This is a genomic window from Pseudoalteromonas sp. 1_2015MBL_MicDiv (genome assembly GCF_002407505.1).
GTDB lineage: Bacteria > Pseudomonadota > Gammaproteobacteria > Enterobacterales > Alteromonadaceae > Pseudoalteromonas > Pseudoalteromonas fuliginea.
Map to the genome: position 1 here is coordinate 3,537,100 of NZ_CP012737.1, position 23,955 is coordinate 3,561,054.

Sequence of the window (23,955 nt, forward strand, 5' to 3'; positions counted from 1 at the left end):
GAGCAATGCTCGGCTTTATTACTTACATCGTTAATTTATTCACGAACTTGGCCTTCGCCATTTACTAAGTACTTCTCAGTAGTGAGTGATTCAAGCCCCATTGGACCGTATGCATGAAGCTTGGAGGTCGCTATACCAATCTCCGCACCTAGACCCAATTGTGAGCCATCAGAAAAGCGAGATGACGCGTTAACCATTACTACAGAAGCATCAACACTGCGTTGAAATAACTCTGCGGCAGTTTGATTTTTAGTACAAATTACTTCGGTGTGGTTTGAACCGAACTGTGCAATATGCTCAACTGCTGCCGTAAAGCTTGGAACAACGCGAATAGCAATTTCTAAATCTAGATACTCTTCACCAAATTCATCATCAGCTAAAACGGTTGCGTTATCAAAATATTTAGCTGCAAAACTGTCTGCATTTATTTTCACACCTTCTTGGCGTAGTACGACTGCACACAGATTAAAAAACTCATCTGCCACATCTTGATGAACAACTAAGCCCTCTAGTGCATTACAAACACCGGTACGCTGCGTTTTACCATTAAGTAGTAAGTTAAGGGCTACTTCTAGATCTGCATCTTTATCCACATATAGATGACAAACACCTTTGTAATGCTGAATTACAGGAATCGTACTGTTTTCAGTAACAAAGTTGATTAAGCCTTCGCCGCCACGTGGAATAATTAAATCAATACTTTCGCGTTGCTGCATTAACTCCATTAATAGCGCACGATCTGGATCTGGAATCACTGAAATAAGTGATACTGGTAAGTTATGCTTTTCAAGTACGCTATGCATCACACTTGCGATAGCTTGTGAACTTCTAAGTGCTTCTTTACCGCCACGTAAAATTACGCCATTACCTGATTTAAAACATAATGCACCAGCGTCTGCTGTCACATTCGGGCGTGCTTCGTAAATCATACATACAACGCCAAGAGGTACGCGCATTTTACGAATTTTGATACCATTTGGACGCTCGGTAATATCTCGTAGCTGACCAACAGGATCATCAAGGCTTACTATAACTTCAATGCCTTGTGCCATTGATTCAATACGCTCATCGTTTAACGTTAAGCGGTCGATCATTGAGGCAGCTAAGTTATTGTCGCGTGCTGCGCTTAAATCACTTTCATTTTCTTTTATTATAAATGCTTTTTGCTCTCTTAATGCCGCTGCCATTTCAACTAATACTTGGTTTTTAGTCTCGGTATCGAGTAAAGCAAGTGTATGTGCAGCTTTAGCTGCCTGACGTGAAATGTCCGTAATTAAACTCATGACTTCTCCAATAATGCGATATGTTTTTCAGATATAACTGGTCCAATTGAATCCTGCATTTTTTCGCTGAATTCACTCTGTTCGTTGTCTGCAATAAAGTTTAACAAACAGCTACTATAATTTGCGGTCGCTTTAGCTAGACGCGTACCGTCTTCACTTCGTACTAAAATGGTATCACCGATAGCAAATTCACCGTGTACTTCAACGATCTCATCGCCGCGAATACACCCAGTTTCACCTTCTAATGACTCATCAAACGACCCATCAACAACAACTTCACCTTGCTCGTTTGCTGTATGTGTCATCCAATGTACAGAATCTTGCATTGGCTTTTCGTATGGCGAAAAAATAGTACCTGGATTTTCTCCAGCTAATAATCGAGTAAATGTTTCTTCTTTAAAGCCATTAATAATATAAGTGGCTATACCGTGTGATGTTGCCTTTTCCGCAGCCTCTATTTTGGTTTTCATACCACCGGTGCCCACAGCACTCGTAGCACATCCTGCCATAGCATAAATAGATTCATCAATTGATTTTATTTCAGGTAATAAAACAGCATCGTCGTGCAAATTAGGATTTTTATCATATAACCCATCAACATCCGAAAAAATCAGTAAAGCATCTGCATCTGCTGCAGCGGCAACCATAGCAGATAAATTATCGTTATCTCCTACTCGTAAATCGTCTGTTGTCACAGCATCATTTTCATTGATGATTGGTAGCACACCGTGCTCAAGTAACGTAAATACGGTTTCCCGAATACTTTGATAACGCTCATGATCACGTAAATCACCATGAGTTAATAGTAATTGCGCTGATGGAAAGTCGAAAAAACGGTCCCACATGGCAATCATTTCTGTTTGGCCTGCTGCCGCCATTGCCTTTTTCATTACAACTGAACGTGGTTTATCTGATGGAAACAAGTGCGCGCCAGCCGCTACCGAACCTGACGAAACCAGGATCACCTCAATACCACGCGCACGGCAACGAACAATAAACTGTGCGATGGTTAATATATAACGTGAACGGCAGCCATCGTGATCCGGTGCAATTAATGCGCTGCCTACTTTAAGTACAATGCGTCGCCAATTTAACTTTTGCATAAATGCTCAACTTTCCATTTTATTTGCGCTCACTACTCGTGAGCTAAAACTAAGTAGCTAGGTATAAAACCTTGCTTCGAATTTATTTATCGTTTGACAGCACTTTTAAACGCACACAAAAAGGCCAAATCTAAAACGTTGTTTTAAATTTAAGCTCAGATATAAAGTAGCACCCACCCAGTGTTATGAGCAGTACCAATAAGAAAGTTTAAAAGTGTTGTTTATGCATCGCTGTAAAAAGCGTGTGTGGCTTTTCTATTAACAACATACATAGAGCCTCTAGAGTCTGATACACCAACAGATAGGGTGAAGACTCAAGGACCGAGATTTAATCGCCACGATGGGGATTAAATATTGAAAAGTAATAGTTCAACTCAAACCTTTATTTGTTAAATAAAATAAACAAACTTGTCCAGTAAAACCATACTTAAGAATTCGGAAAATAAAATTTTAACGTTCAGATACTAATTTAGTATCCAAAACATGATTATAAGCAGTAAAAATGACCGTAGTATTAACGTTCAACTATTTCAACCAACAATCTTAATTAGATAACTAATAATTCGAACTCGAAGTATAATACGCTAAATTACACAGTAAGATCAAGGCTAAAATTCAAACAGAGCTATTACACATTAATAATAAAATATATATTTTCATTATAAATCAACAAGATAATAGTAGTTAATGTGCTTTTATAAAGTCTTTGCATCCAAGATCCAAAATTAAAGATCACTAATCTTTTATTAGCAGCTAAAATTGATTAGTAATATTTGAATTTCCCGTGTATACCCCTGTATTAATAATTAACAAAAGTTATACTTTTAAAATATATCGTCATAAATAAGGAATTCTTAATCTATGTCAGCAATTTATATAGCCGGTATCGCACTTTGCTCTGTACTTGCCCAGTGGGTCGCGTGGGCATTTAGAGTACCCGCTATTCTTTTTTTATTGCTTACTGGTCTTTTACTTGGGCCATTTAGTGGTGTTTTAGACCCTGATGCATTGTTAGGTGATTTACTGTTTCCAGTTGTATCACTAAGCGTTGCAATCATTTTATTTGAAGGTTCACTTACTCTGCATTTCAGAGAATTAAAAGGGATTGGAAAAGTTGTAAGAAACCTTTGCTCAATCGGCATGCTTACTACCTGTATTATTATTAGCCTAAGCGCCTATTGGTTACTTGAGCTTAATTGGCGTGTAGCTGCAGTATTAGGTGCAGTGCTAGTTGTAACAGGCCCTACTGTGATAGCACCGCTATTAAACTCAATGCGCCCAACACAAGACATTGACCGCATACTACGCTGGGAAGGTATTGTAATAGACCCAATCGGCGCATTGTTTGCTGTATTAGTATTTGAAGCCGTAATGCTTGTAGGCCAAGGCGAAGTATTTAGCCACACTATTATTGCTTTAGTTAAAACCCTCGGCGTTGGTTTAAGTATTGGTGTTGCTGCAGGCTGGCTAACAACACTATTAATGCGCCGCGAATGGCTACCATTTGAATTACATAAGTTTGGAATTTTAGCGTTAGTACTCATTAGTTTTTCTGTATCAAACTATTTAAGCCATGAATCGGGTCTTTTAGCTGTGACAGTATTTGGCATTTGGCTTGCTAACCAAGACGATTTAGAAATAGATTCTGTACTGGAGTTCAAAGAAGACTTGTCGATGATATTAATATCAACGCTGTTTATTTTACTTGCAGCACGCTTACAGCTCTCTGATTTAATGATGCTCGACAGCGATGTATTTATATTTTTAGCCATCGTACTTTTTGTTGCACGCCCATTATGTATTGCTATTTCGACCTTTGGTACTGACCTACCAATGAAGTCTCGCTTGGTACTTGCTTGGATAGCTCCACGCGGTATAGTCGCCGCTGCCGTTGGGTCGGTATTTGCGCTTAGTATGATGGAGTCTGGTGTTGCTGATGCTGAAAAAATGGTACCTCTCATATTTACAGTAATTATAATTACCGTTGTACTACAGAGCTTAACTGCGATTCCTGTTGCTAAACTTTTAGGTGTACGCCAACCGTCGCCAAATACGATTTTGATTATTGGTGCAAACCATGTTGCACGTGCCATTGGCCGAGGCTTAAAAGATCAAAATATTCCTGTTCATTTATCAGACCCAGCATGGGAAAACTGTAGAATGGCACGTATGGATGGCTTAGCGTGTTATTACGGTAACCCGCAATCGGAGCACGCCGAACGCTATTTACCACTAACTACTATTCGCAGTGTACTAGCACTCTCACCTAATCGTCATCACAACGCGTTGGGCGTCCAATATTTTTCTCACTTACTTAATGAGAAAAATGTATTCTCATTGCGCTCTTCAACGTCGCACGCAAAAGCAAATAAAGACAGCGCAACGTTTTTATCACGACAAATACTTTTTGGTGACGAAGGGTCATATGCACGCTTAAGCAGCATTATAGCTAAAGGTGGTAAAGTTAGTTCAACACGTATTTCTGATGAATTTAGCTGGGAGCAATATCTAGAAATGAACCCTGAGGCTATACCACTGTTTATTCTCATTGGTGATAAAGACAGTGATGAGGATACACCAATTAAGCTCAGACCGTTTACAATCAACATGGAAAAACCGCCGCAAGAAGGCGAACGCGTTGTTGCATTACAGCCGCCTAAAATGTCAGTTTTAAAAGACCCGCAAACAAAGGCTAAAGAAGACAGTTAAATACTTTTACAGTCTGTAAAAACTAAAAAACCCTAACTTAAAAAGTTAGGGTTTTGTTTTTTAAAGCCATTAAATAGGAAGACGAGCTCGAGCAACCACACTTGCTGGCATTTTTTCAGCTAATTGAGTAAGTGATTGTTCAATTTTTTGATGGGTTGCCTTATCTGCCACCATAGAGTTAAACAACCATCGATACGCATCTTCAAAGTCTCGTGGACTACCAAAGCCATCATTAAATAATTTAACCAAGCGCAATTGAGCTTTTAAATTGCCTTGCGATGAAGCTTCACGTAAATACGTAATTGCCATCGTTTTATCTTGTTGCACTAATCGGCCAGTGTCGTAGTAACGTCCTAGTTGCTCTAATGCTGCCGCTAAGCCCTGCTGAGCAGCTTTACGCATATAATACACACCTAACTCTACATTTCGATCAACGCATACGTTATAAGCCAGCATATCGCCATATAAAAACTGATAAGACGGTAACGCCATTTTATTGGCTCGTGCTTCTATATCTTGCACTAACTGGCAATCATCAGCCTTTACGCGCTGTAAATGGACATTTTTATTTATCAATGCAATCAACTCAGGCTCAGTGTACAACGGCACAGCAGCAGACGTTTCCTCAGCTAAGCTATTGCCAGTTATGAGTAAAGAGAGTGATGTTAGCGATATTGCCAACATTGAGTTACAAAATAATAAACGCATATTCGCCACATATAAAAATGATATCTACAAAATACTATACAAAGATCGTTCCAAAGTGAATTTTAGGCACAAAAAAAGCTGCACTAGGCAGCTTTTTTTAATCTAATAGTAATTACGCAAACGGGTTGCGAAGTACCATAGTCTCTACACGATCTGGGCCTGTAGAAATAATATCAATTGGAACACCTGTAATTTCTTCAATACGCTTGATGTAGTCAATTGCAGCTTTTGGTAAACCGTCAAGACTTGTTACACCAACTGTGTTCTCTGACCAACCTGGCATCTCTTCGTATACTGGTGTTACTTTATCGTAACCTTCAGCTGCTAATGGCGTTACGTTAGTAACTGTACCATCTTCGAGCTTGTAACCAATACAGATTTTAAGTGTTTCTAAACCATCTAAAACGTCAAGCTTAGTTAAACAAAAACCTGAAATACTGTTGATTTGAACTGCACGGCGCATAGCCACTGCATCTAACCAACCAGTACGACGAAGTCGACCTGTTGTTGCGCCAAACTCATGGCCTTTATCGCCTAAATGCTTACCAACTGGATCTTGTTTATCAAGACCATCGTAAAGCTCTGTAGGGAAAGGACCTGAACCAACACGTGTCGTGTACGCTTTAATAATACCTAAAACGTAATCAAGGTTTAATGGACCAAAACCTGCACCAGTCGCAACGCCACCAGCGGTAGTGTTTGAAGATGTTACATAAGGGTAAGTACCGTGATCGATATCAAGTAACGTACCTTGTGCACCTTCAAATAAAATGTTTTCGCCTGCTAAACGCGTTTGATCTAAAAGCTCAGTTACATCTACAACCATTGCTTTTAAGATATCAGCAACAGCCATTGCATCATCAAACGTTTTTTGGAAATCTACAGCATCTACTTTGTAGTAGTTAACTAAAGTGAAGTTATGGTATTCAAGCACTTCTTTTAATTTAGTTGCAAATAATTCCGGATTAAACAAGTCACCTACACGTAAACCACGGCGCGCCACTTTATCTTCGTACGCTGGACCGATACCACGACCGGTAGTTCCAATTGGCTTATCGCCACGAGCAGTTTCGCGGGCTACATCTAATGCAACATGGAAAGGCAAGATTAGTGGACATGCTTCGCTTATTAAAAGACGCTCGCGTACTGGTACGCCGCGCTCTTCAAGCATGCCAATTTCTCTCATTAGCGCTTCTGGTGATAAAACTACACCATTACCAATCACACATTTAACATTGTCACGTAATACACCCGATGGAATAAGGTGTAGAACCGTCTTTTCACCTTCGATAACTAAAGTATGACCCGCATTGTGGCCACCTTGATAACGAACTACTAAAGATGCTTTGTCCGTAAGGAGGTCAACTACCTTACCCTTACCTTCGTCACCCCATTGGGTGCCTAATACAACAACGTTTTTACCCATTGTAAATTCACTTAGAGAAAATTAGGACGAGATTTTACCAGAAAACTAAAGTAAAGATCACCCCTGTTCAGCTTATTTTTTCCGCGTAGTTTTTTTTAAACCTAAACGATAGCTAATAACCACATAAATAACAGTAATTTAAACTATTAAATACCCATTAACAAAAAGCCCCGCAAATGCGAGGCTTTTAACTTTTAAATACTTAATGTAAAGCTTATTGAGCTTTAGCACCTTTCATATATTGGAAGAAGTCGCTATCTGGTGAAAGCACCATAACGTCTTGCTTATTTTTAAAAGTCTTTTTATATGCTTCTAGCGAGCGTACAAAACTAAAGAACTCAGGGTCTTTATTATATGCATTTGCATAAATCCCAGCAGCGTCTGCATCACCTTGACCACGTACAGAACGAGAATTACGCTCTGCATCAGCAAGCATAACCGTTACACGGCGATCGACACCAGCACGAATAGTTTCAGCTTTTTCTTGACCTTCAGAACGATGCTCTTTTGCAACGGCAGTACGCTCAGCGCGCATACGTTGATAAATAGAGCTACTGACTTCTTGAGGTAGGTTAATTTGCTTAACGCGTACGTCGAGCACTTCAATACCTAACTCGCGTGCGCTTTCAGAAGCTTGTACTAACGCCTCTTCCATTAACTCGCTACGCTCACCTGATACAATTTCGCGAATAGTTCGCGTACCAAAGTTAGTACGCAAGCCATTATTTACTTTTTGTTCAAGTAACGTTTCAGCATATTGCTTATCGCCACGAGCACGTAAGTAAAAAGTGCTAAAATCGTTTACACGCCATTTTACAAATGAATCAACAATTAAGTCTTTCTTTTCACTTGTAACAAAGCGGTCTGGCGTACCATCTAATGTTTGAATACGCGCATCAATACGTCGTACTTGGCTAAAAAATGGTACTTTAAAGTGTAAACCAGGGCTGTAAACAACAGCACTGTCTTCACTGTCTTTTTGTACTTTGCTAAATAGCAAAACAATTGCTTTTTGCCCTTCAGGTACAACAAAAACTGACGAGAAAGACATCACAATGGCAGCTAATAGTATTACTAAACTAAAGTTTTTCATTATGCTTATCTCCCTTCATTAAAGCGATCATTGTTAAAGCGGTCATTACCACCATTAACAGTGCTATTGCGTGATGTATTCACTTTATTACGTAAATCTTGAATATCACTTGAGCTTGGTAGAGCAACACGTGTTGCTGTGCCTTGCTTATCCATGATCTTATCAAGCGGTAAATAAATCATGTTATTACCACCTTTAACATCAACCAATACTTTAGAACTACTCCCTAACACTTCTTCCATTGCATCAATGTATAAGCGCTCACGAGTAACTTCTTTAGCAGCTTGATATTCAGGTAATAACTTTTCAAACCGAGCCACTTCACCCTGTGCTTCTAAAGTTATACGCTCTTGGTAACCTTCAGCTTCCTGCGTCATACGTGTTACTTGACCACGAGCACGAGGCTCAATTTCACGGGCGTAGGCCTCTGCTTCACGAATGAAACGTTCTTCATCTTCTTGTGCAGCAATTGCATCATCAAATGCATCTTTAACTTCAGTTGGCGGACGAGAATCTTTAAAGTTAACGTCAGTTACAATTAAACCCAAGTTATATGGTTCGATAATCTTATTAAGCTCATCCCATGTATTTTGACGAACAACCTCACGACCATTAGTCAAAACTTGGTCCATTTTGGCATGGCCCACAACATAGCGCAGTGCGCTATCTAATGCTTCTTCTAAGCTGCTATCAGCATTAGTTACACTAAATTTGTAAAGGTATGGGTCAATAACTCGGTATTGCACCTGAAACTCAACGCTTACTACATTTTCGTCTTCAGTTAACATAAAGCCAGTAGCTGATAGTGAACGAACTGCTTCAATATCGACTGGGATCACTGTTTCAATAAACGTCATTTTCCAACGCAGACCTGGATCTGCAATTCGGTCATATTTGCCAAATTGAAGAACCACACCACGCTCGGCTTCTTTTACCGTGTAAATACCACTTAACGCCCATACAATAACGGCGATAATAAGTATAAATGAAATACCGGCTCCGCCAAGTCCACCACCGCTACCATTGCCGGATTTTTTCCCGCCAAATAAGCCGCCGAACTTGTTACTAAATTTACGGAACACCTCGTCTAAATCAGGTGGGCCTTGATCACGTCCGCCTTTATTATTCCACGGATCTTTGTCATTGCCATTATTACCCGGTTCATTCCAGGCCATAGCTATACTCCATTGTTATCTAAATAAATTAGGAAATTGTGTTAAATCTAACAAATCTACCGCCTTTCTCATACAAAAACCGACATTTAAACGTCAATTTTTAATTACGGCTGATAAAACCAGCAATTTCAGGACCAAATTCTTTAATTAAACGATTCCACTCAACCATAGGCATTCTAACATCTAACAGCCAATTACCTTGATCATCAAATCGCTCTTCATGCACTGCATTTAAACTAAATAATGCAGCCCTTAGGCGACCATACAATGGCGTAAGAAATAAGGTTTCGTTAAACATTTTCTTAGCAAGTAACTCACTAATGGCCTCACTAAGTAATTCACAGCCTTCACCAGTCTGGGCGCTAAGCCACACCCTTATAGGTTGTCCTTCGTCATCGCGATCAATACGGGGAGCTACGTTATCTAGCGCATCAATTTTATTATAAATTAATAGCTGTGGTACTTCATCGGCTTCAATTTCTTTAAGCACAGATTGTACTTGTTCAATATTTTCTTGAAGACAAGAGTCTGCTGCGTCAATTACATGTAGCTGTAAATCAGCTTCACGTGTTTCAGTAAGCGTTGCTTTAAAAGCCGCGACTAAGTCATGCGGTAAATGACGAATAAAACCAACCGTATCCGCTAAAATAACGGGGCCAACATCACCTAATTCAAGCTTGCGTAAAGTTGGATCAAGCGTTGCAAACAACTGATCGGCCGCATATACGTCTGAGTGTGTAATACGATTAAATAACGTAGATTTACCCGCATTCGTGTAACCCACTAACGATACAGTAGGTATTTCATTACGTGTACGAGCTCGCCTACCTTGTTCGCGCTGTACAGCTACTTTAGCCAAACGCGCACGAATATTTTGAATACGAGCACGAAGTAATCGTCTGTCGGTTTCAAGTTGGGTTTCACCTGGCCCACGCAAGCCAATCCCGCCTTTTTGACGTTCAAGATGGGTCCAGCCTCGAATTAATCGAGTTGACATATGGCGAAGTTGTGCCAATTCAACCTGCAGCTTACCTTCATGGGTACGTGCACGTTGGGCAAAAATATCAAGAATTAGCGTCGTTCTATCAAGTACACGACACTCACAAACGCGTTCTAAGTTACGCTCTTGTGACGGTCTGAGTTGATGATTAAAAATAACGACATCTGCATTGTGGATTTTGACAATTTCAGCTATTTCTTCTGCTTTACCGGTACCGACGAATAGTTTCGGATGTGGTGCTTGACGGCTGCCTTGCACAACCGCCAAACTACTAACACCAGCAGAGGATACCAACATTTCTAATTCATGAAGATCTTCACGATCTCCTTCTTTAGGTAAGTCGATATGAACTAAAATTGCCTGTTCGCCGGATTCATAGCGGTCAAACAAGCATTATGCTCCTAATTAAAAATTTCCAGCTTCTGGCTCTTCAGTGCTCTCATCCCCTTGAACACCTTGGAAGTTGACTGCGCGAGCAGGTACAACTGTTGAAATTGCGTGTTTATACACCATTTGGTTTACAGTGTTTTCAAGTAAAATAACAAATTGGTCAAATGACTGAATTTTACCTTGTAATTTTATGCCATTTACCAAAAAGATTGATACTGGAATGCGCTCACGACGTAGTGCATTCAAAAATGGGTCTTGTAACGATTGGCCTTTTGCCATGTTATTATTCCTTCGTTCTAGGTGTTATTATAATTAAGTGGCTGAACTTATTTAACAAAGCTAAATTTTGTTCAACTACTACTAGCTTAGCGAACTTACTACACGATGCAAGTTTTCTTCATCACCTGTTGTTAACCAAGTAACATCAGGCCAGCTTCTCAACCAAGTTAATTGACGTTTGGCCAATTGACGTGTAGCAGCGATGCCGCGAAAAACCATTTCATCATGGTCTATCTCACCCGCAAGGTAATCCCACATTTGTCTATAACCTACACAACGAATAGAAGGCATATTGGGGTGTAAATCCTTACGTAGATATAGGGTCGAAACTTCATTTTCAAACCCCTGATCAATCATTATTTTAAACCTTTCTTCAATTCGCGCATGTAATTCACTGCGTTCTTGCGGTGCAATCGCAAATTGATGAAAAGTATAAGGTAAAGGTGGCTGTTTTTGCTTTTGCAACTCAGTCATGGTTTTACCAGTTAATCGGTAAACTTCTAAAGCGCGATTAATTCTTTGTGAATCATTTTCACTCATTTTTTCAGCTGCTTTAGGGTCAACTTTAGCTAATTCTTTATATAAATGAGGCCAGCCAAATTCTTTAGCTTGTGCTTCTAATTCTGCTCTTATTACTGCATCTGCTTCAGGCAAAGGCGATAAACCATCAATTAAAGATTTGAAGTACAACATTGTACCCCCAACCAATACAGGCACTTTACCTTGTCTATGGAATTCGTCAATTTTTTGCACTGCATCGCGCCTAAAATCTGCAACTGAATACGTTTCACTCGGGTCAAGTAGATCAATTAAATGATGTGGAGCTTTAACAAGTTCTTCTGCATCGGGTTTTGCAGTTCCAATGTTCATATCTTTATACACTAACGCTGAATCAACGCTGATTATTTCTGTATTTAAATGCTCGCACAGTGAGATAGCCAATGCTGTTTTACCAGCAGCAGTTGGACCCATTAAAAATATAACTGGTAAATTACTCAACACTGATACCTTAATCTAATTGCGTTAAATAGTGATTTAACTCTATTTTAACTGCTTTTTCGCGTAAGCGTTCAATAGTTTGCGGATTATTTTGTAAGCGTATTTGTTGCGCTAAAAATACATTGCTCAAATAAAATCGAGTTGGTACACATTTCATCTGCCACGCTAACCAGTTCTCTATATTTTCGAGTCCCGCTTTACATGCATCAAGCAGCTCACCTATTGCTGTACTTACATCAAGTAAATATAAACACGCTGGTAATTTTTTAACCATTACAAACTGTTTTTCTATTACGAGTTCAAAACCAAGTAATGTAAACCACGATTGCTGAGCCTTTATAAGCAAGCAATCTTCTTTGTCTAGGCTTACCCGCACAGGTAACAAAAGGGCTTTCCCTTCTAAACTTCCGAACTCTTTAATTTGATTATGCCAATCATCAACTAATGCATATTTAAAATGTGAGCAATACAATTGCTGCTCTTCACTAAAGACACACACTCCTTCACTAACACTTATAATAGAAACAGCTTTTAAGACATTATCAACAGATACTGACTGGTGTTGTGCTGCAGATATATTGGCTGTATTGTCAAAATGCGCAGCGTGTTGCTCACTCACTCCTTGATAAAACGCATTTACGTCATGATGGCTCGTACTTGGTGCTGCACGGTATGCACCGCCAACACTTCTAGTACCTGAGGACGAACTTGAGCTACCAGCACTTCCAGAATAAGAAGGCTGTAGTTGCGATTTAGGGTAATCAAATACTCCATCGCTCTCTATATTATTACCGCTACTATGTGTTGGGCTTGTGAACACAGAAGAAAATTCAGTTTCAGTGCTTACTGACTCGCTAACAAACTCACCTTGCAAAGGTACTACAACTTGCTTAATAGCTTGCAATATAAAATCATGAATTAATCGCCCTTGATGAAAACGCACTTCATGCTTAGCAGGGTGAACATTTACATCGACCTGTCGTGGGTCAATATCAATATAAATAACAAACCCAGGTAGCTCTTGCGTCCCACTCACCTCTTCAAACGCTTGGCGTATCGCATGTAAAATAAGCTTATCGCGCATCATGCGATTATTCACATAAGTGTACTGAGTAGTATTCGCTGAGCCTACAGGCAGCACCCAACCATGCAACTGTAAACCGCCTTCTCCTGATTGAATATGCAAACCTTGCTCGGCAAAGGCCTTGCCTGCAACTTGTGCTACGCGTGTTATAGCCTGAGAGGGATCAGTTTTGGCACGATACTGCCTTACTACTTTTTCGTTGTGAGTTAGTGTAATAGAGACATCGAAGCGACTAAGCGCAATACGCTTTATCAACTCATCAATATGGCTGAATTCAGTTTTTTCGGTGCGTAAAAATTTACGACGTGCTGGGGTGTTAAAAAATAAATCTTTTACTTCAATGGTTGTGCCATCGGGGTGCGCTACTGGCTTTACTTGCACGGCCATGTCGCGGCCTTCTGCAAAAGCTTGCCAAGCTGCTTCTTGCTCTTTTGGTTTTGAGCTCAGCGTTAAACGCGACACAGAGCTAATTGACGCAAGTGCTTCCCCTCTAAAACCAAGTGAGCAAATGTTTTCAAGGTCATCAAGTGATTTTAATTTACTTGTTGCGTGGCGAGAAAGCGCGAGCGTTAGCTCATCTTTACTTATCCCAGCGCCATTATCACGAATACGAATAAGCTTATGGCCGCCGCGCTCTATATCTATTTGAATACGGTTAGCACCAGCATCTAAACTATTTTCGACTAGCTCTTTTACTACCGACGCTGGACGCTCGACCACTTCGCCTGCAGCTATTTGGTTGGCTAAACGCGCGGGTAATATTTCAATATTCATGGAACTTCCTAGCAAACATTGCGCTGATAATAATGACTAACTTTGCGGTATATCAAGCTCTTGCCCAATAAATAAAGTATTAGAGCTTAGTTTATTAACTTGCTTTAATTTACTGACCGTAATGCCATAACGACTTGCCAACATACTCAAAGACTCTCCAGGGCGTACTTTATGTTTTGTTGGGTATTGCGACTTTAATTTGGCAAATAAAGAATCATCAGGTGGATTTTTTAAATAATAATTTTTAATTGAAGTAAATATCGCTTTAGCTAAACGCTCTTGATGATTAGCGCTTTTAAGTAATTTTTCTTCTCGCGGGTTAGATATAAACCCCGTTTCTACCAAAATAGATGGAATGTCTGGTGACTTAAGTACAGCAAGGCTCGCGTGTTGCGGATCTTTTTTATGCAGTTTGGCAACTTTACGCAACTCTTTAACCACCTCGTCGGCTACACTTAAGCCAGTTTTCATCGAGTGGTCCATCGACATATCAAGCAATGCTTGTGCTAGATATTTTTCATTAGCGGCATCTTTCATTACATCAGCAGCACCACCTAAAAGCTCAGAGTGCTTTTCTTTATCTTCTATCCATTTACCTATTTCTGAATTAGCACGCCTTAATGATAACACCCAAACAGAGGCACCATTTGGTCCTGGGCTTGTAAATGCATCTGCATGAATAGAAACAAAAAAATCGGCCTTTTTTTCACGCGCTCGATTAGTACGCGTATTGAGTTTTACAAAATAATCACCGCTTCGTACCATACGTGAAATCATACCGCGCTCACCGTCGATCATGCGCTCTAATCGCTTTGCTATTTGCAATGTGACTGTTTTTTCGTACGTGCCTGATGGACCTATGGAGCCAGGATCTTCACCGCCATGGCCTGCATCAATTGCAATAACAATGTCGCGTTCTTGACTTAATTGGCGATTTTTAGCCGCTGTTTGTGCAGGTGATACAACAGTTTTTGCTTGGCTCTTATTATATAAATCAACAACGAGTCTATTTTTATAAGGACCAGTAGGTGCTAAAGCAAACACAACAGGCTTTACTGGTGCGTTTAATTCAAACACTAACCGTACACTGTGCTTATTTTTAGGTTTTGAGTAGCGTAGCTTGCTCACTATTTGATGTTTTGGTGGTACACCTGGCAGTATTTTTAACTCGCTAGTATTTTCTAAATCGACCACTAAGCGGCTAGGGTTTTTTAGCATAAAATAACTAAAGTCGGGCTTGTCATTTAAATCAAACACCACACGCGTACTGTCTGGAGATGGCCATACACGTACGCTATTAATAGTATTTTTCGCCCACAGCGGCAGGCTTATGGTAATAACCATAAGGTAAATAAAGAGTTTAACTGCACCTCGACTCATTTGATAATTACTGCCTTCACTAATTTATTGTTTTTTATTTAGTTTTTCGACAATTGCTACACCGCGATCACTCGCACTATTAATAACAATTTTACGTTCGTTACCCACATAGCTTAGGGTAATATCTAAATCAGGCACAGGAATAAATTCGCCACCTTTTTCAGGCCATTCAACAACACAAATTGCATTTGCTGAAAAATAATCGCGTATTCCCATGTATTCGAGTTCTTCAGGGTCGCCTAAACGGTATAAATCAAAATGATAAACATTTGCTTGTTCAAGCTCATAAGGTTCTACTAACGTATATGTGGGGCTTTTAACCTTACCAGTATGGCCAAAGCCTTGCACTACGCCACGGGTAAACGTGGTTTTACCAGCTCCTAAATCGCCATGTAAATAAATCACCGCACCTTGCTCTATAATAGCTGCAACTTGGTTCCCCATAGTAACGGTTGCCACTTCATCATTTAGGTGTGATTCAAAACTACGCGTCATTACTACCTCAAAAATTTACTTAAAAGCGCATGTTTGCCAATCATACCAGAATATTTATTTAAGGCGATAAATTGCAGTTTCAGGCATAAAAAAACCGGCATAAGCCGGTTTTTTAAAACGCTAGAATTATAACCCTAATTTTTTCTCAAGATAGTGAATGTTAGTGCCACCATTTTGGAAGTTTTCATCTGCAAGAATTCTCTTATGCAAAGGAGTATTAGTTTTAATTCCGTCAATTACTAGCTCGTTAAGTGCATTGCGCGCGCGGGCAATAGCTACGTCACGGTTTTCACCGTAAGTAATTAACTTACCAATCATTGAATCGTAATGCGGTGGAACCGTGTAGTCAGCGTAAATATGGCTGTCCCAACGAATACCTAAACCACCCGCTGGATGGAAACGGGTAATTTTACCCGGTGACGGGATAAACGTTTCAGGATCTTCAGCATTAATACGACACTCAATAGCATGACCACGAATAACAACGTCGTCTTGAGTGAATGATAATGGCTGACCCGCTGCAATTTTTAACTGCTCTTTCACTAAATCGATACCAGTAACCATTTCAGTTACAGGGTGTTCAACCTGAATACGTGTATTCATTTCGATGAAGTAAAACTCGCCGTTTTCGTATAAAAACTCAAACGTACCTGCACCACGGTATCCAATTTCGATACATGCACGTGTACAGCGCTCGCCAATGAACTTACGCGTTTCAGCAGTAATTCCTGGTGCTGGCGCTTCTTCAACTACTTTTTGGTGACGACGTTGCATAGAACAATCACGTTCACCTAAATGTACTGCATTACCTTGGCCGTCTGCTAATACTTGAACTTCGATATGGCGTGGGTTTTCAAGGAATTTTTCCATGTAAACCATGCTATTACCAAAGAATTGCTTAGCTTCTTGCTGTGTTAATGCAATTGAATCAATAAGTTCAGCTTCGCTGCGAACAACACGCATACCACGACCACCACCGCCACCAGCAGCTTTGATGATTACCGGGTAACCGATACGCTTAGCGATTTGCATGTTGCGTTCTTTATCATCTGATACTGGGCCGTCAGAGCCGGGAACACATGGAACGCCTGCTTTACGCATTGCTGCGATAGCAGACACTTTATCACCCATAAGACGAATAGTGTCGCCACGAGGGCCAATAAATACAAAACCACTTTGCTCAACTTGGTCGGCAAAATCAGCATTTTCTGCAAGGAAACCGTAACCAGGATGAATCGCTACAGCGTCAGTTATTTCAGCCGCAGCAATAATGCGCGGAATATCTAAATAACTTTCAGTTGCTGATGGTCTACCAATACAGATGGTTTCATCTGCAAGCAATACATGCTTAAGATCGCGATCTGCCGTTGAATGCACAGCAACCGTTTTGATCCCAAGCTCTTTGCAGGCGCGCAATATACGAAGTGCAATTTCACCTCGGTTTGCAATGACTACTTTATCTAACATTAGAGTTGGCCTTTTAGGTTACGCTATTATTCAATGATGAATAGAGGTTGATCAAATTCTATTGGCTCGCCATTTTCAGCTAAGATAGCTCTTACTGTACCGGCTTTATCTGATTCAATTTGGTTCATCATTTTCATAGCTTCGATAATACAAAGTGTATCGCCAACTTTAACTTGCTGACCTACTTCTACATATGCTGGCGCTTCAGGGGACGCAGCTGAGTAAAAAGAACCAACCATTGGTGATTTAACTTGATGACCCATAGGCTCAGCTGGTGCTGCTGCTTCAACAGCTACAGGAGCCGCTGCAACTGGTGCTGCTGGCGCTGGTGCATATTGCTGTGGAGCAAATTGCGGGTAACCTGGGCCTGCGCTCATATTGTTACGGTTAATACGTACTGATTCTTCACCTTCAGTGATTTCTAGCTCAGCAATACCTGATTCTTCTACTAATTCGATAAGCTTCTTTATCTTGCGAATATCCATTACACGACCCGCCTGTTAGTTTGTGTGTTAATTTAAAATTAAATTGCGTTTTGCAACCGGCTAACCGCTGCATTCAATGCTGCGTGATAACCCATTGCACCTAATCCACATATCACGCCTTGTGCCACATCAGAAAAATACGAATGATGGCGAAAGGCTTCACGTGCGTGCACGTTACTTAAGTGCACCTCAAAAAACGGAATATCAACACTTAACAGTGCATCACGTAATGCGACGCTAGTATGCGTAAATGCAGCTGGGTTGATAATTATGTAATCAACCGCTTGCCAAGCATCGTGAATTCGTTCGATGAGTACTTGCTCACTATTACTTTGAAAATGCGTTAACTTAACATCTAGACTATCAGCAGCACTGGTTAGTTCGTTCATAATCTCACTGAGCGTCTGAAAACCGTATTTGTCCGGTTCACGTTTGCCAAGCATGTTTAAATTTGGACCATTTATAACTAAAAGGTTAAATTTTGCAGCCATAATACGCGATATATCCTATAAGTAATGAGTTAAGCGGTTACTAACTAATTTTTCACTTTTAAGTAAGTAGAAAAAGCAATGTAGCAACAATTTCTCACGTTAACCAACTATTATAGTGATTTCGACGTAAATAGCAGCAAAATACTGGTCTTATCAGTGTGATGGGTACAGGTATCAGAAGAATAAAGAAGGTGCCACTTAATCAGTATAGGTGGCACTATTGCACTATTATTGTGCGCTGGCGCGCACTATAGCTAGGTGTTTAGCAAAATCATCAGCGTTTAAAAAGCCAGTCACTCGTTGCATACTAAGCTCTTGCCCTTGAGTATTAAAAAACAAAATACTAGGTAAACCAAACACGGTGTACTCTTCCATTAGCTCAATTGTTTTATTATCACTTTCAGTTAAGTCAATTTGAATTAGCTGGTAATGGCTAAATTCACTTTGCACTTTGGCATCTGGAAACGTGTAATGCTCAAACTCTTTACACGCCACACACCAGTCGGCATATAAGTCGACCATAACCATTCGACCGTCGTCGTTTGCTTGTGCAACCGCTTCTTTTAGCTCAGCTAAATCTGCAACCTGTTTAAACTCATTACTTTGCGAGCTTACCTGCACCGCTTGTACCGGCCAAAAGTAGTTTTTTGTTAACGTAAAGCCTGTAATAACTAATAGCGTTGCAGCAAACCACAATGCAGTTTTTAACTTGCTTTGTGTTTGGCTACTTTGCCAGTGATGTAGGTAAAGTGCCGTTGCTAATGCAAGCACACCTGCCATTAATAATATAATGTCTGCGCTGATTAGTCGCTCAAGTAATATAAGCGGCACTATTAACATTACAAAACCAAATAAGGTTTTAACTTGCTCCATCCAACCACCCGCTTTAGGTAGTAATTTACCGCCAGATGTACCAAGTAATAACAATGGTAATCCCATACCTAAACTGAGCACGTACAGCGTTAAACCACCTACTAGGTAATCGCCACTTTGCGCAACAAATAAGAGCGCCGCCGACAGTGGCGCAGTAGTACAAGGTGATGCTATTAATCCCGAAAGCACGCCCATTAAAAATACGCCAACGTAGTTGCCGCCTTTTTGATTATTACTTACTTGGGTTAGCTTGCTCATCATACTGCTTGGCAGTTTTATTTCGTACCAGCCAAACATCGACATAGCCAATAATACAAACAATAAACTAAAGCTGATTAACACCAATGGATGCTGTAAATATCCCTGCACTTGCCCACCAAGAGCAGCAACAACTAAACCAAGCGCTGCATAGGTAACTGCCATGCCTTGTATATATACAAACGATAACGCGAAGGCTTTTTTAGTTGAAAGGTTTTGCTGACCCGCAATTAAGCTCGACAAAATAGGGAACATTGGAAATACGCACGGCGTAAAAGCAAGGCCAACACCAACGACAAAAAATATGAGTAAATTAGTTATTAAGCTCTGACTTGCTAATTGCTCAGTAAAAGTAAGTTCTTTTTCGGTGTTACCAGAATTTGTTGTAGGTTCAATGGCAGGCTCATTGAGTGCTGCAAATGTACTTTGCGCTGTTGCGGCTTCACCAGAAGCGCTATTTCGATCTACATTCTTAATCTGTGCGCCACTAATTACACTAAGTGGAATGCTAATCACTTCTGGCGGATAACAAAGCCCTGCTTTAGCACAGCCTTGGTAACGCACTTTAACTACGGCACCGTCGGTAACATTACTTAATTTGCTTATTACACTTACAGCGTTAAAAAAGACTTCTGTTTTACCAAAAAACTCATCTTCAATAATTTCGCCTGTACCCAAGTCACCCACTTGAATGTTTGCGCCTTTGGCAATAATTTCTATTTTCTTTTTATATAAATAATAGTCTGGCGCTATATCCCAACCTACAAACAAGGTGCTGCCTTGCTGATCAAAGTCAAACATAAACGCTTGGTCTACAGGTAAAAAAGTCTGTTGCGGAGGCCCAAGTAGATCATCAAGCACATTATTAGTTGTAGCCTTTACAGGCGCAGTTAATAGCGTTACCAATAATAAAAAGAAAAAACGCATTAATTCAGTACCTCATCCATCCAATTAAAATATGCTAAGTTTCCAGTTGCAACATCAATAACTTGTATCTCTGGAACTTCATAACTATGCATTGCTTTTATTGTTACAAACACATCGTTCATTTTGTCTGATTTCGTTTTTATAAGTAGTTTAGTTTCAGTCGCTTCAGCCACTTCGCCTTCCCACATATAAATAGATTCCACATTGGGTAAAATATTTACACAAGCAGCAAGCTTTTGCTCAACTAATGCCCTTGCAAGTATACGTGCTTCGTCTTCGTCTTTGCAGATCGTGAAAATCAGTTTAAATTGCGTAGTCATTGTGAACCTTTACTTATTTAACAGTGTCTAGCTTCATAGTATCTGATAGCCGATACAATGTGTAGACGCTTAAATATCAGTAAAATGACTATACCTATGCCCTAACCTTGAAAAGAGACCTCGTCACCCTCATTTATATTTCATCAACTCTTTTGAGTGTCATTATTTAGAGAGCGTTATGTTTAGATTTTTATTTGTGTTGTTTATCATCGTGCCTATTATCGAAATCGCCTTACTAATTCAAGTAAGCGACGTAATCGGTGGGTTTGCAACAATCGCACTTGTTGTTATTACTGCTATTTTAGGTGCCAAAATGGTTAAACAACAAGGTATGAGTGCACTACAAAATGTGCAAACGCAAATGGCACAAGGGCAAATGCCAGCTAAAGAATTATTTACCGGAATATGTGTGGTCATTGCAGGTGTATTACTACTTACTCCTGGCATTATGACTGACGTATTTGGGCTACTATTATTAACCCCTGCCATTCGTAACAAATTGGCAGCAGGCCTTGCTAGCCAAGCAACTGTTAGAATGAGCGCAGGCATGCAACAAGGGCCATCACCGTTTGCTCAACAACCACATTCACCGCGTGAACAGCAGCAAATGGACCAGCCGACCACTATTGATGGTGAATATGAGCGAAAAGATTAAAAATTTATCATTTTTTCTCTTGGAATTTTTCACTCTACCCCCATTAATGAATGCAAATTAGAAAAGCTTTTTTCTGTACTGTTCAGAAACTGTTAGGAGAACTAAAAAACATGAACATTCGTCCTTTACAAGATCGCGTAATCGTTAAACGTCTAGAAGAAGAAACAAAATCTGCTGGCGGTATTGTATTAACTGGCTCTGCAGCTGAAAAATCAACTCGCGGAGAAGTTGTAGCCGTAGGTAGTGGTCGCGTTTTAGATAACGGTGACGTGAGAGCGTTAGAAGTTAAAGCCGGTGACACTGTGTTATTTGGCTCATATGTTGAAAAAGTTGAAAAGATCGAAGGTCAAGAGTACCTGATCATGCGTGAAGATAATATTTTAGGCATTGTAGGCTAAACCTACTTTTCGTTTATAAACATTTAAGAATTTAGAGGAATTTAAAACATGGCAGCAAAAGAAGTACTTTTTGCAGGTGACGCACGCGCTAAAATGCTAACTGGCGTAAACATCCTGGCAAACGCAGTAAAAGTTACATTAGGTCCTAAAGGCCGTAACGTTGTACTTGATAAATCATTTGGCTCACCAGTTATCACTAAAGATGGTGTATCTGTAGCAAAAGAAATCGAACTTGAAGACAAGTTTGAGAACATGGGCGCACAAATGGTTAAAGAAGTTGCATCTAAAGCAAATGATGCAGCCGGCGATGGTACAACTACCGCTACAGTACTTGCACAGTCTATTGTTAATGAAGGCCTTAAAGCTGTTGCAGCGGGCATGAACCCAATGGATCTTAAGCGCGGCATCGACAAAGCAGTTATTGCTGCTGTTGCAGAGCTTAAAGCGTTATCTGTTCCTTGTTCTGATACTAAAGCAATTGCACAAGTAGGTACTATTTCAGCTAACTCTGATAAAGAGATTGGTAATATCATTGCTCAAGCAATGGAAAAAGTAGGCCGCAACAGTGGTGTTATTACTGTAGAAGAAGGTCAATCACTTGAAAACGAACTAGATGTTGTTGAAGGCATGCAGTTTGACCGTGGTTACTTATCTCCTTACTTTATCAACAGTCCAGAAAAAGGCACTGTTGAACTAGATAACCCATTTATTCTACTTGTAGATAAAAAAATATCTAACATCCGTGAATTATTACCAACATTAGAAGCGGTTGCTAAAGCAAGTAAACCACTACTAATCATTGCAGAAGACCTTGAAGGCGAAGCACTAGCTACATTAGTAGTTAATAACATGCGCGGTATTGTTAAAGTATCAGCTGTTAAAGCACCTGGCTTTGGCGATCGTCGTAAAGCAATGCTACAAGATATTGCTGTATTAACTGGCGGTACTGTTATTTCTGAAGAAATCGGCTTAGAGCTTGAAAAAGCAACAGTTGAAGACCTAGGTACAGCTAAACGCGTAATTATCACTAAAGATGATACAACTATCATTGATGGTGCTGGTGAAGAAGCAGGTATTACTGGTCGTGTTTCTCAAATTAAAGCACAAATTGAAGAAGCAACATCAGACTACGATAAAGAAAAACTTCAAGAGCGCATGGCTAAACTAGCTGGCGGTGTTGCAGTAATCAAAGTAGGTGCTGCTACTGAAATCGAAATGAAAGAGAAAAAAGACCGCGTTGAAGATGCATTAAATGCAACTCGTGCAGCGGTTGAAGAAGGCGTAGTACCTGGCGGCGGTGTTGCACTTGTACGTGCTGCTAGCAAGCTAGCTGATTTAGTTGGCGACAACGAAGATCAAAACCACGGTATTAAAGTTGCACTTCGTGCGATGGAAGCGCCACTTCGTCAAATCGTAACAAACGCAGGCGACGAAGCATCAGTTGTAATTAACGCAGTTAAAGGCGGCGATGGTAACTACGGTTACAACGCAGCAACTGGCGAATACAACGACATGATTGAAATGGGTATCCTAGATCCAACTAAAGTAACACGCTCTGCGCTACAGTTTGCAGGGTCTATTGCGGGTCTAATGATCACTACTGAAGCAATGGTAGCTGAAATCCCTAAAGACGAATCTGCTGGTGCACCTGATATGGGCGGCATGGGCGGAATGGGTGGCATGGGCGGCATGATGTAAATGCTTGTCTAAGTTTGAAAAGAAAGCCCGAACAGAGATGTTTGGGCTTTTTTGTGTTCTATTAATTAATAAGAAATTTATGGCTCTCTCATTTATTTATAACCATTGATATTTTCATTGAATTATTTAAAGTATTGTTAATTCAATAATAAAAAAGTGACTGTCCCTTTTTAACAAAGTTTTTGACAATAGGTATGTTAACCGAAATTAATATTTTCGAACCAAACTTTTAATTAATAAGTGACTATGAAGAAGCAACAAAACATTTATATGAGAAGCAGATAAATATAGTTAATGAAAATAAACAACTAGAATCATTACGTGACTGGCTTCTATCTATGCTAATTAGCGGGCAAGTTACCGTTAAAGAAGCATAACAAAACTAAGATCAATCAAAGCGGCTAGATGAATAATCAGTCGCTTTTCTTTTATCTTGTACCTGAACCTACCATTAAATCGGTTGCTAAACCGAACTGTCAGACTTT

General features: G+C 40.0%; 21 protein-coding genes. 4 read left to right on the plus strand and 17 right to left on the minus strand.

Features of this window, described 5'->3' with window-relative positions; all coding sequences use genetic code 11:
* Nucleotides 1–35: 35 nt before the first annotated feature.
* Both AOR04_RS15895 and proB read right to left on the minus strand, forming a co-directional pair.
* The gene (locus AOR04_RS15895; protein WP_096793873.1) at nucleotides 36–1,283 is read right to left on the minus strand and encodes a glutamate-5-semialdehyde dehydrogenase; all 1,248 of its coding nucleotides are present in this window, start codon (nucleotides 1,281–1,283) and stop codon (nucleotides 36–38) included.
* The gene (proB, locus tag AOR04_RS15900) at nucleotides 1,280–2,386 is read right to left on the minus strand and encodes a glutamate 5-kinase (RefSeq protein WP_007375946.1); all 1,107 of its coding nucleotides are present in this window, start codon (nucleotides 2,384–2,386) and stop codon (nucleotides 1,280–1,282) included. Before proB ends, AOR04_RS15895 begins: the two co-directional genes overlap by 4 nt.
* A gap of 861 nt (nucleotides 2,387–3,247) precedes the next feature.
* Here proB and AOR04_RS15905 point away from each other — a divergent pair.
* Nucleotides 3,248–5,095 carry a cation:proton antiporter gene (locus tag AOR04_RS15905; protein ID WP_007375945.1) on the plus strand — a complete coding sequence of 616 codons (1,848 nt, stop codon included), beginning with the start codon at nucleotides 3,248–3,250 and terminating at the stop codon, nucleotides 5,093–5,095.
* A 69-nt stretch (nucleotides 5,096–5,164) separates the two neighbouring features.
* Here the strand turns inward: AOR04_RS15905 and AOR04_RS15910 are convergent, their stop codons facing one another.
* The 15 genes from AOR04_RS15910 to cutA form a co-directional block, all read right to left on the minus strand.
* Nucleotides 5,165–5,803: a tetratricopeptide repeat protein gene (locus tag AOR04_RS15910; RefSeq protein WP_096793874.1), complete on the minus strand. Its 639-nt coding sequence runs from the start codon at nucleotides 5,801–5,803 to the stop codon at nucleotides 5,165–5,167.
* A 112-nt stretch (nucleotides 5,804–5,915) separates the two neighbouring features.
* Complete coding sequence (locus tag AOR04_RS15915; protein ID WP_007375943.1) at nucleotides 5,916–7,229, minus strand: adenylosuccinate synthase; 1,314 nt, start codon at nucleotides 7,227–7,229, stop codon at nucleotides 5,916–5,918.
* 214 nt (nucleotides 7,230–7,443) lie between these two features.
* The gene (gene hflC / locus AOR04_RS15920) at nucleotides 7,444–8,322 is read right to left on the minus strand and encodes a protease modulator HflC (RefSeq protein ID WP_007375942.1); all 879 of its coding nucleotides are present in this window, start codon (nucleotides 8,320–8,322) and stop codon (nucleotides 7,444–7,446) included.
* Nucleotides 8,323–8,327: 5 nt separating this feature from the next.
* Nucleotides 8,328–9,497: an FtsH protease activity modulator HflK gene (gene hflK / locus AOR04_RS15925; RefSeq protein WP_007375941.1), complete on the minus strand. Its 1,170-nt coding sequence runs from the start codon at nucleotides 9,495–9,497 to the stop codon at nucleotides 8,328–8,330.
* A gap of 100 nt (nucleotides 9,498–9,597) precedes the next feature.
* Nucleotides 9,598–10,887 (minus strand): ribosome rescue GTPase HflX, encoded by a 1,290-nt coding sequence (gene hflX, locus AOR04_RS15930; protein ID WP_096793875.1) that lies wholly within the window; start codon nucleotides 10,885–10,887, stop codon nucleotides 9,598–9,600.
* Nucleotides 10,888–10,902: 15 nt separating this feature from the next.
* A complete protein-coding gene (hfq, locus tag AOR04_RS15935; protein WP_007375939.1) occupies nucleotides 10,903–11,166 on the minus strand; it encodes an RNA chaperone Hfq in 264 nt (87 codons plus the stop codon).
* Nucleotides 11,167–11,247: 81 nt separating this feature from the next.
* Nucleotides 11,248–12,165 carry a tRNA (adenosine(37)-N6)-dimethylallyltransferase MiaA gene (miaA, locus tag AOR04_RS15940; RefSeq protein WP_007375938.1) on the minus strand — a complete coding sequence of 306 codons (918 nt, stop codon included), beginning with the start codon at nucleotides 12,163–12,165 and terminating at the stop codon, nucleotides 11,248–11,250.
* A 10-nt stretch (nucleotides 12,166–12,175) separates the two neighbouring features.
* On the minus strand, nucleotides 12,176–14,023 hold the full coding sequence (gene mutL / locus AOR04_RS15945; protein WP_096793876.1) for a DNA mismatch repair endonuclease MutL: 1,848 nt from the start codon (nucleotides 14,021–14,023) through the stop codon (nucleotides 12,176–12,178).
* 36 nt (nucleotides 14,024–14,059) lie between these two features.
* A complete protein-coding gene (locus AOR04_RS15950) occupies nucleotides 14,060–15,403 on the minus strand; it encodes an N-acetylmuramoyl-L-alanine amidase (protein WP_033038180.1) in 1,344 nt (447 codons plus the stop codon).
* Between the two features lie 24 nt (nucleotides 15,404–15,427).
* Nucleotides 15,428–15,898: a tRNA (adenosine(37)-N6)-threonylcarbamoyltransferase complex ATPase subunit type 1 TsaE gene (gene tsaE / locus AOR04_RS15955; RefSeq protein ID WP_007375935.1), complete on the minus strand. Its 471-nt coding sequence runs from the start codon at nucleotides 15,896–15,898 to the stop codon at nucleotides 15,428–15,430.
* A gap of 126 nt (nucleotides 15,899–16,024) precedes the next feature.
* On the minus strand, nucleotides 16,025–17,365 hold the full coding sequence (gene accC / locus AOR04_RS15960; RefSeq protein WP_007375934.1) for an acetyl-CoA carboxylase biotin carboxylase subunit: 1,341 nt from the start codon (nucleotides 17,363–17,365) through the stop codon (nucleotides 16,025–16,027).
* Between the two features lie 26 nt (nucleotides 17,366–17,391).
* Entirely contained in the window at nucleotides 17,392–17,850 is a 459-nt protein-coding gene (gene accB / locus AOR04_RS15965; RefSeq protein ID WP_007375933.1) for an acetyl-CoA carboxylase biotin carboxyl carrier protein, read from the minus strand.
* Nucleotides 17,851–17,888: 38 nt separating this feature from the next.
* A complete protein-coding gene (gene aroQ / locus AOR04_RS15970) occupies nucleotides 17,889–18,341 on the minus strand; it encodes a type II 3-dehydroquinate dehydratase (protein WP_096793877.1) in 453 nt (150 codons plus the stop codon).
* Nucleotides 18,342–18,569: 228 nt separating this feature from the next.
* Nucleotides 18,570–20,399, minus strand: a complete 1,830-nt coding sequence (locus AOR04_RS15975; protein ID WP_096793878.1) for a protein-disulfide reductase DsbD — start codon at nucleotides 20,397–20,399, stop codon at nucleotides 18,570–18,572.
* Nucleotides 20,399–20,719 (minus strand): divalent-cation tolerance protein CutA, encoded by a 321-nt coding sequence (gene cutA / locus AOR04_RS15980; protein ID WP_008138826.1) that lies wholly within the window; start codon nucleotides 20,717–20,719, stop codon nucleotides 20,399–20,401. Before cutA ends, AOR04_RS15975 begins: the two co-directional genes overlap by 1 nt.
* Nucleotides 20,720–20,897: 178 nt before the next feature.
* On the opposite strand from cutA, the gene AOR04_RS15985 reads away from it, so the two are divergent.
* The 3 genes from AOR04_RS15985 to groL all read left to right on the plus strand — a co-directional run bounded on the left by AOR04_RS15985 (nucleotide 20,898) and on the right by groL (nucleotide 23,470).
* Nucleotides 20,898–21,374 (plus strand): FxsA family protein, encoded by a 477-nt coding sequence (locus AOR04_RS15985; protein WP_008138824.1) that lies wholly within the window; start codon nucleotides 20,898–20,900, stop codon nucleotides 21,372–21,374.
* 110 nt (nucleotides 21,375–21,484) lie between these two features.
* Nucleotides 21,485–21,772 carry a co-chaperone GroES gene (locus AOR04_RS15990; RefSeq protein WP_096793879.1) on the plus strand — a complete coding sequence of 96 codons (288 nt, stop codon included), beginning with the start codon at nucleotides 21,485–21,487 and terminating at the stop codon, nucleotides 21,770–21,772.
* A gap of 48 nt (nucleotides 21,773–21,820) precedes the next feature.
* Nucleotides 21,821–23,470 (plus strand): chaperonin GroEL, encoded by a 1,650-nt coding sequence (gene groL / locus AOR04_RS15995; protein WP_096793880.1) that lies wholly within the window; start codon nucleotides 21,821–21,823, stop codon nucleotides 23,468–23,470.
* Nucleotides 23,471–23,955: the final 485 nt, after the last annotated feature.

Excerpts from the sequence above, each read along its gene's own strand:
- AOR04_RS15910 (WP_096793874.1), bottom strand. The coding sequence starts at position 5,803 with ATGCGTTTATTATTTTGTAACTCAATGTTGGCAATATCGCTAACATCA.
- accC (WP_007375934.1), bottom strand. The coding sequence starts at position 17,365 with ATGTTAGATAAAGTAGTCATTGCAAACCGAGGTGAAATTGCACTTCGT.
- hflK (WP_007375941.1), bottom strand. The coding sequence starts at position 9,497 with ATGGCCTGGAATGAACCGGGTAATAATGGCAATGACAAAGATCCGTGG.
- proB (WP_007375946.1), bottom strand. The coding sequence starts at position 2,386 with ATGCAAAAGTTAAATTGGCGACGCATTGTACTTAAAGTAGGCAGCGCA.
- mutL (WP_096793876.1), bottom strand. The coding sequence starts at position 14,023 with ATGAATATTGAAATATTACCCGCGCGTTTAGCCAACCAAATAGCTGCA.
- AOR04_RS15990 (WP_096793879.1), top strand. The coding sequence starts at position 21,485 with ATGAACATTCGTCCTTTACAAGATCGCGTAATCGTTAAACGTCTAGAA.
- accB (WP_007375933.1), bottom strand. The coding sequence starts at position 17,850 with ATGGATATTCGCAAGATAAAGAAGCTTATCGAATTAGTAGAAGAATCA.
- cutA (WP_008138826.1), bottom strand. The coding sequence starts at position 20,719 with ATGACTACGCAATTTAAACTGATTTTCACGATCTGCAAAGACGAAGAC.
- AOR04_RS15950 (WP_033038180.1), bottom strand. The coding sequence starts at position 15,403 with ATGAGTCGAGGTGCAGTTAAACTCTTTATTTACCTTATGGTTATTACC.
- groL (WP_096793880.1), top strand. The coding sequence starts at position 21,821 with ATGGCAGCAAAAGAAGTACTTTTTGCAGGTGACGCACGCGCTAAAATG.
- AOR04_RS15915 (WP_007375943.1), bottom strand. The coding sequence starts at position 7,229 with ATGGGTAAAAACGTTGTTGTATTAGGCACCCAATGGGGTGACGAAGGT.
- hfq (WP_007375939.1), bottom strand. The coding sequence starts at position 11,166 with ATGGCAAAAGGCCAATCGTTACAAGACCCATTTTTGAATGCACTACGT.
- AOR04_RS15985 (WP_008138824.1), top strand. The coding sequence starts at position 20,898 with ATGTTTAGATTTTTATTTGTGTTGTTTATCATCGTGCCTATTATCGAA.
- tsaE (WP_007375935.1), bottom strand. The coding sequence starts at position 15,898 with ATGACGCGTAGTTTTGAATCACACCTAAATGATGAAGTGGCAACCGTT.
- AOR04_RS15905 (WP_007375945.1), top strand. The coding sequence starts at position 3,248 with ATGTCAGCAATTTATATAGCCGGTATCGCACTTTGCTCTGTACTTGCC.
- hflC (WP_007375942.1), bottom strand. The coding sequence starts at position 8,322 with ATGAAAAACTTTAGTTTAGTAATACTATTAGCTGCCATTGTGATGTCT.
- AOR04_RS15975 (WP_096793878.1), bottom strand. The coding sequence starts at position 20,399 with ATGCGTTTTTTCTTTTTATTATTGGTAACGCTATTAACTGCGCCTGTA.
- AOR04_RS15895 (WP_096793873.1), bottom strand. The coding sequence starts at position 1,283 with ATGAGTTTAATTACGGACATTTCACGTCAGGCAGCTAAAGCTGCACAT.
- aroQ (WP_096793877.1), bottom strand. The coding sequence starts at position 18,341 with ATGGCTGCAAAATTTAACCTTTTAGTTATAAATGGTCCAAATTTAAAC.